The organism is Caulobacter sp. AP07 (assembly GCF_000281955.1).
GTDB lineage: Bacteria > Pseudomonadota > Alphaproteobacteria > Caulobacterales > Caulobacteraceae > Caulobacter.
On record NZ_AKKF01000308.1, the window covers coordinates 1 to 9,261 of the forward strand.

Here is a 9,261-nt window from a genome sequence, read left to right on the forward strand (position 1 = left end):
CCCCCGCCGCACCGGCTCGTTGCCGCGGAAGCTGAACGACACGTTCGACACCCCGCCGCTGATGCGGGCATAGGGGCAGCGCGTCTTGATCTCGCGCGTGCCCTCGATGAAGTCGACGGCGTAGTTGTCGTGCTCCTCGATCCCGGTCGCCACGGCGAAGATGTTGGGGTCGAAGATGATGTCTTCCGGCGGGAAGCCCACCTTGTCGACCAGGATGTTGTAGGCCTTCTCGCAAATCTCGATCTTGCGGGCGGCGGTGTCGGCCTGGCCAACCTCGTCGAAGGCCATGACCACCACGGCCGCGCCGTAGCGCAGGCAAAGGCGCGCCTGCTCGATGAACTTCTCTTCGCCCTCCTTCATGGAGATCGAGTTGACGATGGCCTTGCCCTGCACGCACTTCAGGCCGGCCTCGATCACCTCCCACTTGGAGCTGTCGATCATCACCGGCACCCGGGCGATGTCGGGCTCGGCCGCCATCAGGTTCAGGTAGGTGATCATCGCCTGCTTGGAGTCGAGCAGGCCCTCGTCCATGTTGACGTCGATGACCTGGGCCCCGGCCTCGACCTGCTGGCGGGCCACCGACAGGGCGGCCGGATAGTCGCCCTCGATGACCAGCTTCTTGAACTTGGCCGAGCCGGTGACGTTGGTGCGCTCACCGATGTTGACGAAAACGGGTCTCATTGGGATGCACTCAAGGTCGTTTGCAGGGCGGCGATCTGGGTGAGCCACGCGTCGTGGTCGTCACCCTCCTGCCAGAGTTCGTCGAGTTCGGACGCCGGGGCGACCACGCGCGCCAAGGCCGAGCGGGCCAGCGCCACCGCGCCTTCGGGCGGAGCGCCCAGCGCCGCCTTCAGGTCGCGATGACTGTCAGGCAGGATGGTCACGTCGCCCACCGAGGCGGCGACGATGGCGGCGGCGGCCACGGCGATCTCGCCTTCCGGCGCTTCCAGATAGCCCGCCTGCCGCGTCACGTGGTCCAGCATCTGGACGACCGTGCGCCAATCCGGCGCCTCGGCCAGGTCGGCGACGAAATCCATGGCCTCGTCGTTGTCGAAAGGTCCGTTCGTCCAGGCGCTCATCGTCAGGCCGCCACGGCTTTGGCGCGGGCGATCGCCAGGTCGATCTGGCCGGCCAGGAAGTCGGCGAACGCGATGCCCTGGGCCTTCAGCGACTTGGGGTACAGCGAGGCGGCGGTCATGCCCGGCAGGGTGTTGATCTCCAGGAAGATCGGACCGTCCGGGGTGACGATGAAGTCGCTGCGCGAATAACCGCCGGCTCCGACGGTCTTGTGGGCCCGCAGCGCGGCGTCCTGCATGGCGGCGTTGACCTCCGGCGCGAAGGTGGCCGGGCAGATCTCCTCGGTCGTCTTGGCCAGGTACTTGCCGACATAGTCGAAGGCGCCGTCGGCCGGACGGATCTCGACCGGCGGCAGGGCGAACACCCGGCCGTCCTGTTCCAGCACGCCGCAGGTGGCCTCGGCCCCGGCCACGAACGGTTCGATCACATAGGCCTCGCGCGCGGCGGCGTCGGCCAGGCGTTCCAGGTCGGCGGGACCGTTGACGAAGATCAGGCCGTAGCTGGAGCCGTCGGCCACCGGCTTGGCGACCAGCTTGCCGTACCGGGCCAGCGCCGCCTCGGCGTCGGCCAGGTCCACGGTCAGGGGCGCGACCACCCCGGCCTTGGCCACGGCGGCCTTGGTGGCGATCTTGTCGAAGGCCAGGCGGCTGGACGCCGAATCCGAACCGGTGAAGGCCACGCCGCGCGCCTCGCACAGGGCCGCCAGGTCGCCGTTCTCGGCCGCGCCGCCGTGCATGCCCAGGACCAGGACCCGGTCCTCGGCCTTGGCCTGGTCGAGCGCGGCTTCGATGCCGCCGATGGGCGCGCCGTCGGTGGGCAGGTCGATCTCGAACGGCCGGGCGTGCGCCTGCAAGGCCTCGAAGCCGGCGACATAGACCTGGTCGTCCGGCGCCCAGAACCACAGGTCGGCGTCCGGCAAGGCCTTGGCCAGCGCCTGGGCGCTGGCCACCGAGACGAGACGTTCGCGGCTCATGCCGCCGAACAGGAGGGTGGTGCGCATCATCAAGGGTCTCACGCCAGCTCGAACGGTTCCAGGCCCGCCAGGCGCATGGCCTTCGGGCGCTCCGGAATAGCGCGTGGCGTCAGGCCACGCACCTCGTCGGCGACATGTTTGATGTGGTCGGGGGTGGTGCCGCAGCAGCCGCCCAGGATGTTGACGATGCCGTCCTTGGCCCATTCGTGCAGCTGGTGGCCGGTCTGGTGCGGCTCCTCGTCGTACTCACCCATGGCGTTGGGCAGGCCGGCGTTGGGATAGGCGGCGACCAGGGTGTCGGCGATGCGGGCCATTTCGGCGATGTGCGGCCGCATCAGGTCGGCGCCCAGGGCGCAGTTGAAGCCGACGGCGAACGGCTTGCAGTGCTTGATCGAGTTCCAGAACGCCTCGGCCGTCTGGCCCGACAGGGTGCGGCCCGAGCGGTCGGTGATGGTGCCGCTGATCCAGATCGGCAGCTCCTCGTAGCCCTCGTCGACCAGGTCCATGATCGCCTTGATCGCGGCCTTGCAGTTCAGCGTGTCGGTGATGGTCTCGATCAGGAACAGGTCGACGCCGCCGTCGTGCAGCGCCGCCACCTGCTCGCGATAGGCCTGGTACACCTGGTCGAAATTGACCTTGCGCGCGCCCGGGTCGTTCACGTCCGACGACATCGACAGCATGACGTTCAGCGGCCCGATCGAGCCGGCCACGAAGCGCGGCTTTTCCGGCTCCTTGGCCAGCCATTCGTCGGCCACCGACCGGGCGATGCGGGCGCCCTCGTAGTTGATGTCGCGCACCACGTCGGCGCCCAAGCGGTAGTCGGCCTGGGCGATGGTAGTGCCGCTGAAGGTGTTGGTCTCGGAGATGTCGGCGCCGGCGGCGAAATACTGGTGATGCAGGTCGGCGACGATGTCCGGCCGGGTCAGGCACAGGATGTCGTTGTTGCCCTTCATCTGGCCGTCGTAGTCGGCGAAGCGCTCGGCGCGGTAGTCCGCCTCCGACAGTTTGCGCTTCTGGAACATCACGCCCCACGAACCGTCGAGGATCAGGATGCGCTGCTTGGCGGCGGCCTTGAGGGCGGCGATGCGGCCGCTTCGCGTGGTCAGGTCGGTCATTTGGCGGCGTCCTGTTGCCGGGCAAGTTCGGTCTCGAAGGCCTTGCGGGAGGTCTCGACGTACTTGGGCATTTCGGTGGGGTCGATGAAGGCGTTGACGTCGCCGCCCAGCATCTTCTTGCGCTTGTCCAACAGGTGGCCCTGCTCTTCGTGACTGGGCAGCATCACGTCGGTGGGCAGGGCCGCGAGCTTCGCGAAGGTGCTGCGGTAGTCGGCGACGATGGTCTTGTAGGTCCTGTTGCCCACCAGGACGTTGCCGGCGACCGAGGTCGAACAGTTGAAGGTGACGCTCAGCGGCCGGCCGCGGTCGATGACCTGGGTCGTCCAGGTGGTGCAGCCGATCGTGTGGCCCGGCGTCAGATGGGCGACCAGGGTCGTCTCGCCCAGCTTCAGCTTCTGGCCGTCGCCGAAACTCCTGTCGACCTTCACCGGCGCGAACGGCGTCAGGCCGTTGTCGTTGTCGCCGAAATGCTGGCCCTTCTCCAGGGCCGGCTCGTCCGGGCGCGAGGCCCAGACCTTGGCGCCGGTGTCGGCCTTGAGCTGGGCCAGCCCGCCGGCGTGATCGAAATGGGCGTGGGTGTTGATCAGGATCTTCACGTCCGAGAGCTTGAAACCCAGGGCGGCGATATTGGCCTCGATCAGTTTGGCGCCAGCCGGCGACGGGCCGCTGTCGAGCAGCACATGGCCTTCCGACGTCGAGATCAGCCAGGCCGACAGCCCCTCGGAGCCGACATAGTAGATGTTGCCGACCACTCGGTAGGGGCGGATCGGCTTGTTCCAGTTGGGCGGCGCATCATCGGCCAAGGCCATCGCCCCTGGGACCGAGGTCGCCAGGGTCAGGGCCGCCAGGAGGATCGACGCCGTCCGTTTCACGCCGCGGCCTCCGACGAAGTCGGCGCGGCTTCGCGCACACCCAGCACGCGGCAGATGGCGTAGACTAGGTCGGCCCGGTTGAGGGTGTAGAAATGGAAGTCGCTGAAGCCCTGCTCCTGCAGCTTGGCGCACATCTCGGCGGCCACCGAGCAGGCGATCAGGCGGCGGGTGTCGGCGTCCTCGTCCAGGCCGTCGAACAGGTTGGCCAGCCAGCCGGGCACGGCGGTGCCACAGGCCTTGGACATCTTGACCAGGCCCTTGAAGTTGGTCACCGGCATGATGCCCGGCACGATCGGAATGGTGATCCCGGCCTTGCGCACCTGGTCGACGAACCGCAGGAAGGCGTCGGTGTCGAAGAAGAACTGGCTAATGCCCAGGGTGGCGCCGGCGTCGACCTTGGCCTTCAAGACCTCGATGTCGTGGGCGATCGACGGGCTCTCGGGATGCTTCTCGGGATAGACCCCGACCAGCACGTTGAACGGCGCGATCGAGGTCAGGGCCGAGGTCAGTTCGGTGGCGTTCTTGTAGCCGTCCTCGCGGGGCACGTAGACGCCGCCGATGCCGCCCTCGCCGGGGGGCGGGTCGCCGCGCAGCGACACCACGTGGCGGACACCGGTTTCCCAATATTCGCGGATCACCTCGTCGACCTCGGCGCGGCTGGCGCCGACGCAGGTCAGGTGGGCGGCGGGCTTCAGGCTGGTCTCTTCCAGGATGCGCTTGACCGTGCGGTGGGTGCGCTCGCGGGTCGAACCGCCCGCCCCGTAGGTCACCGAGACGAAGGCCGGGTCCAGCGGAGCCAGGCGGTTGATCGCCGCCCACAGGTTCTCTTCCATCTGCTCGGTCTTGGGCGGGAAGAACTCGAACGAGACGCGCGGACGGTCGGTGCGTTCGCCGGCGCGGGCGACCGGACCAATGACGCGGCGGGGGACGGGAGCAGTCATGCGGCGCTTCTTTCGGCGGACGTGGTGGCTGAACGGCGGGCCGTCCAGATCTTGACGGTGAGCCCCTCGGCCGAGGTCGGCGGCAGGGCGATGTTGCTGCCTGGAACCAGGCCGGCGTCCTCGATCCAGGCGGCGATCTCGGCGTCTTCGAAGCCCAGGCGGCGATGCTGGTGAACCTCGCGCAGGAACTCGTGGTCGTGCGGGGCGAAATCGGCGATCAGCAGCAGGCCGCCATCGGCCACCAGGCGCGCGGCCTCGGCCACGGCGGCGGCCGGATCGCCCAGATAGTGCAGCACCTGGTGCACGGTCACCAGGTCGGCGCAGCCGCCCGGCAGGCCGGTGGCGAAGATGTCGCCGTGACGCAGTTCGCATTGCCCGAGGCCGGCCTTGGCCACCTCGTCGCGGGCGATGTTGAGCATCTGCTGCGACAGGTCCAGCCCCAGGGCCGCGTTGGCGCGAGTTCCGAACAGCGTCAGCATGCGACCGGCGCCCGCGCCCAGGTCGACCATCTCGTCGAAGGGCCCCTCGCCCGCCGCCTGCAGGATGGCGGCCTCGACCTCGGCCTCGTCGACATAGAGCGAGCGGATCTCGTTCCAGCGCGCGGCGTTGCGCGCGAAATAGGCCTGGGCGCCGGCGGTCCGCTCGGCCCGCACCAGGGCCAGCTTCTCGGCGTCGGCCCGCGCCGCCGGGTCCTCGACGTCGATCAGATCCAGGGCCTGGCCGATGAGCGCCCGGCCCGGCGACTTCAGCGCCAAGCGGTAGAACACCCAGGCCCCGTCGGGAAAACGCTCGACCAGGCCGGCCTCGGCCAGGAGCTTCAGGTGGCGCGACACGCGCGGCTGGCTCTGGTCGAGGATCCGGCACAGCTCCAGCACCGACAGCTCCTCGGCGGCCAGCAGGGCCAGCACCCGCAGGCGGGTCGATTCCCCGGCCGCGCGCAGCAGATCCACAACCTGTTCGGAAGACACCTTCATGAGGACATAAAGATATCTTTATGTCCTATTTTGCAAGCCTAATCTGTTGTCTCGCCGGCCCTTCAAGCCTCCCGGGGAGCCGGCTGCCAGAGTTCGACCTTGATCCCGGCGGGATCGACCAGCCAGGCGAAACGGCCCATGTCCTCGTCCTGCCGGCCGGTTGGCGACACCCCTTCGGCCGCCGCCTTGGCCAGGATTCCGTCCAGGTCGTCGACGATGAAGTTGATCATGAACGGCGCGTCCGACGGCTCGAAATAGCGGGTGTCGGCGTCGAACGGCGACCAGTTGGTCCCACCGACCTTGGGATGGCTGAACACCGCCCCGCCCCAGTCCAGAACCTCGAACCCCAGCACTCGGGCGTACCAGTCGCGCACCGCGGCGGGATCTTGCGCCTTGAAGAACACCCCGCCCAGGCCCAGCACCTTGGCCATGATTCAGATCTCCGCCGGATTGTCGACCCCGAGTTCCCGGGCCCAAGCTTCCGACCAATCGATCAGGGGCGCAAGAGCCTCGATCAGAGCCGCGCCGCGCGCGGTCAGGCGATAGCCGCTCTCGGCCGCCACCACCCCAGCGGCCCGCAGCTCGGCCAGGCGGACGTTCAGCGTGCCGGGCGGCAGCGCCGCCGCCGTCCCCAGGGCGCGAAAGGTCAGCACGGCGCCGTCGCGCAGCTCCCAGATGATCCGCAGGGCCCCGCGCCGACCCATCAGGTCCAGGGCGGCCATGACCGGCCGGCCGGTCGAGGAGCCCCGCACGGGACCACCCGGCAAAGGAGCTTCAATTTTTGTAGCAGACTCGGATTTCGCCATGATACAGATTCTGTAGCACGATTTTCGGATCATCAGGGAAACGCCCATGTCCGCCCGTATCGCCCCGGCGCGACCGCCCTACCCGGCCGCCGTCCAGGCCACGCTCGATCGGCTGAAGACGCCCGGCGACCAGCCCCTGTCGCTGTTTCGAACCCTGGCCCGCGACCAGCGGCTGTTCGCGCGCTTTACCGGCGCCGGCCTGCTAGACCCCGGCCACCTGACCCTGCGCGAGCGGGAAATCGTCATCCATCGCGTCTGCGCCCTGAACAGGGCGGCCTACGAGTGGGGCGTGCACGCGGCGATCTTCGCGGGACCAGCCGGGCTGGACGCTGAGCAGTTGGCGGCCACCGCCGCGCCGGGCGTGGCGGCCTGCTGGTCGCCGCGCGAGGCTCTGCTGATCGTCTTCTGCGACGCCGTCAACGCCCGGGCTGACATCGACGACGCCCTGTGGACGCGCCTCGCCGAGGTGTTCGACGAGGCGGCCCGACTGGAACTGATGATGCTGGCCGGCTTCTATCGCACCGTCAGCCTGCTGGTGAACGGCCTGCGGCTGGAACCGGAGGAGTTCGCCACGCCGTTTCCAGCCTAGGCGTCCACCGGCGAGGCCAGGGTCTCGCCCTTGAAGAACCGGCGCAGGTTCTCGACCGTCAGGCCGACCATGGCGGGGATGCTGTCCAGCGTCGCCCCGGCGGTGTGGGGGGTGAGCACGGTGTGCGGCACGCCGACCCAGCGCGAGGCGGGGGTCGGCTCGTGGTCGAACACGTCCAGCCCCGCCATGCCCAGGCGGCCGTCCTTGAGGGCGGCGATCAGGGCGTCCTCGTCGACCAGCGAGCCGCGGGCCACATTGACCAGCAGCCCCTGGGGCCCCAGGGCCTCGATGACCGCCTGGTTGATCATGTGGCGGTTGGCGGCGTCGGGCCGGGCGCAGACCACCAGGATGTCGCTGTCCCGCGCCAGGTCGAGCAAGCTCCTGGCGCGCGGCAGGTCGGTCTCCTTGGGCCGCGGCGCCCACCACGAAACCTTCAGCTCGAAGGCCTCCAGACGGCGGGCCACGGCCTCGCCGATATGGCCCAGGCCGACGACGCCGGCCTTGCGGCCGCGCAGCCCGTGACGCGGGCTCATCCGCTCCATGCTGGTCCAGTGGCCGCTGCGCAGCTTCTGGTCGCCCTCGACGATGCCCCGCCAGGCGGCCAGCATCAGCCCGATCGCGTGGTCGGCGACGTCGCCGGCGTTGAGGCCCGTGGAGTGGCTGACCGAGATGCCGTGCGCCTTGCACCACGGCACGTCGATGCCGTCATAGCCGACGCTGACGCAGGCGATCAGGCCCAGGCGCGGCATCTCCGACAGCAGGTCCTTGGGCAGCACCATCTCGCCGGCGTGGACGATCGCCCGCACCTGTCGCCCGGGCCCATCCAGGAAGGCCAGGCGATCAGGATAGTCCCACAGGCGATGCACCTGATACGCGCCCTCCAGCAGGGGTTGCAGCGGCATCAGCATCTCGTGCGAGATCAGGATGTGGGGCTTCTCGGCGGGCGTTTGTGGCATGCGATTCCTCTTACCCGAGATGGGGTTTGCTCTTGAAAACGCAAGCTACTCCAGTTGCGGCCGGGCGCCACCGGCAACCGGCTTCGTAGCGTGTCCAGATGGGTCCGAGACGGAACCGGTCAGCGAAACTCGCGGCGCGGACCCGGGTTCCGCGCCACTCTGGCCGGCTGTCTCCAAGGCCACGCTGTGAACTGCCGTCGCCCTCAGGGGTTTTGCCTACCGACGCGCCTCCCCGGCGCGCCCAGTCCTGGAGGAAGTCCCCATGATGATCAAAACGCTCGCCGCCGGCGCCGCGCTGGCCATGCTCATGTCCGGCGCCGCCTTGGCCGCGCCGCAAGCCAAGGCCTCGGCGGCCGCGGCCGCCCCCAAGCAGCCGATCCCCTACGCCCAGCTCGACGCCTATCTGAAGGCCTCGCCCAAGGTCCGGGCCAGCAAGGACTGGTGGAGCGGCTCGGCCTCGACCGGCATGTCGGCCGACACCTCGGCCACCATGCCCGCCGCCTCGCCCCCGGCGGACAGCGCGGTGAATCCGCCGACCTCATCGACCATGCCCATGGACCCGGCCCCCGCCATGCCGGCCACGCCATCGACCATGCCGGACGCCGCGACGCCGGCCCCGGGCTCCAACCTTCCCGACACGACCACCCCGCCTGGCGCGCCGACCGAACCGAAGTAGACCCGACCAGATCGCGGGATCGCCGGCCCCCGGGGGCCGGCGATCGTCGGCTCCCCTACGGCGCGATGTCCGCCATTGTCATGCCGGTGATGGGGTGGAGCACGACCCGCATGTCCTCGGGGCCGGCTCCGGCCAGCCCCGCGCCCCGCTCGTTGCCTAGGCCCAGTGCCAGGCGTCGATCATGGCGTGGCCGGCGGAATTGACATTGGCCAGGGTGATGGTGTCGCCCATCGAGAAGGTGAACACCGTATCGGCCCCGACCTGGGCCACCGTCCAGGTCAC

The 9,261-nt window shown here is 69.2% G+C and carries 12 protein-coding genes and 1 pseudogene; 3 read left to right on the top strand and 10 right to left on the bottom strand.

What is annotated here, in order from left to right; genetic code table 11:
• The 9 genes from PMI01_RS25485 to PMI01_RS25525 form a co-directional block, all read right to left on the bottom strand.
• Positions 1-681: dihydropteroate synthase (locus PMI01_RS25485; RefSeq protein ID WP_007676597.1), on the bottom strand; the 681-nt coding region annotated here is incomplete at its 3' end.
• Complete coding sequence (locus tag PMI01_RS25490) at positions 678-1,079, bottom strand: DUF4259 domain-containing protein (protein WP_007676599.1); 402 nt, start codon at positions 1,077-1,079, stop codon at positions 678-680. The genes PMI01_RS25490 and PMI01_RS25485, both read right to left, overlap by 4 nt.
• 2 nt (positions 1,080-1,081) lie before the next feature.
• Entirely contained in the window at positions 1,082-2,077 is a 996-nt protein-coding gene (locus PMI01_RS25495) for a D-alanine--D-alanine ligase family protein (RefSeq protein ID WP_035038524.1), read from the bottom strand.
• Between the two features lie 11 nt (positions 2,078-2,088).
• Complete coding sequence (locus tag PMI01_RS25500; RefSeq protein ID WP_007676601.1) at positions 2,089-3,165, bottom strand: homocysteine S-methyltransferase family protein; 1,077 nt, start codon at positions 3,163-3,165, stop codon at positions 2,089-2,091.
• Positions 3,162-4,037: a CAU/MBL1b family subclass B3 metallo-beta-lactamase gene (gene blaCAU / locus PMI01_RS25505; protein WP_007676602.1), complete on the bottom strand. Its 876-nt coding sequence runs from the start codon at positions 4,035-4,037 to the stop codon at positions 3,162-3,164. The genes PMI01_RS25500 and blaCAU overlap by 4 nt, the downstream gene beginning before the upstream one ends.
• Entirely contained in the window at positions 4,034-4,978 is a 945-nt protein-coding gene (gene metF / locus PMI01_RS25510) for a methylenetetrahydrofolate reductase [NAD(P)H] (RefSeq protein ID WP_007676603.1), read from the bottom strand. Before metF ends, blaCAU begins: the two co-directional genes overlap by 4 nt.
• A complete protein-coding gene (locus PMI01_RS25515; RefSeq protein ID WP_007676604.1) occupies positions 4,975-5,952 on the bottom strand; it encodes an ArsR/SmtB family transcription factor in 978 nt (325 codons plus the stop codon). The genes metF and PMI01_RS25515 overlap by 4 nt, the downstream gene beginning before the upstream one ends.
• A 62-nt stretch (positions 5,953-6,014) precedes the next feature.
• Positions 6,015-6,383, bottom strand: a complete 369-nt coding sequence (locus tag PMI01_RS25520) for a VOC family protein (RefSeq protein WP_007676605.1) — start codon at positions 6,381-6,383, stop codon at positions 6,015-6,017.
• A 3-nt stretch (positions 6,384-6,386) separates the two neighbouring features.
• Positions 6,387-6,704 carry a winged helix-turn-helix transcriptional regulator gene (locus PMI01_RS25525; RefSeq protein ID WP_007676606.1) on the bottom strand — a complete coding sequence of 106 codons (318 nt, stop codon included), beginning with the start codon at positions 6,702-6,704 and terminating at the stop codon, positions 6,387-6,389.
• Positions 6,705-6,804: 100 nt separating this feature from the next.
• Between PMI01_RS25525 and PMI01_RS28020 the strand changes: the two are divergent.
• Positions 6,805-7,134: pseudogene (locus tag PMI01_RS28020) on the top strand (carboxymuconolactone decarboxylase family protein); the annotation flags it as partial.
• Entirely contained in the window at positions 7,120-7,347 is a 228-nt protein-coding gene (locus tag PMI01_RS28025) for a hypothetical protein (RefSeq protein WP_255348051.1), read from the top strand. The pseudogene PMI01_RS28020 and the gene PMI01_RS28025, both read left to right, overlap by 15 nt.
• Here the strand turns inward: PMI01_RS28025 and PMI01_RS25535 are convergent.
• A complete protein-coding gene (locus tag PMI01_RS25535; RefSeq protein ID WP_007676610.1) occupies positions 7,344-8,303 on the bottom strand; it encodes a 2-hydroxyacid dehydrogenase in 960 nt (319 codons plus the stop codon). The two genes, PMI01_RS28025 and PMI01_RS25535, sit on opposite strands and share 4 nt — an antisense overlap.
• 262 nt (positions 8,304-8,565) lie before the next feature.
• Here PMI01_RS25535 and PMI01_RS25540 point away from each other — a divergent pair, with 262 nt between their 5' ends.
• Complete coding sequence (locus PMI01_RS25540; RefSeq protein WP_007676612.1) at positions 8,566-8,979, top strand: hypothetical protein; 414 nt, start codon at positions 8,566-8,568, stop codon at positions 8,977-8,979.
• Positions 8,980-9,261: the final 282 nt, after the last annotated feature.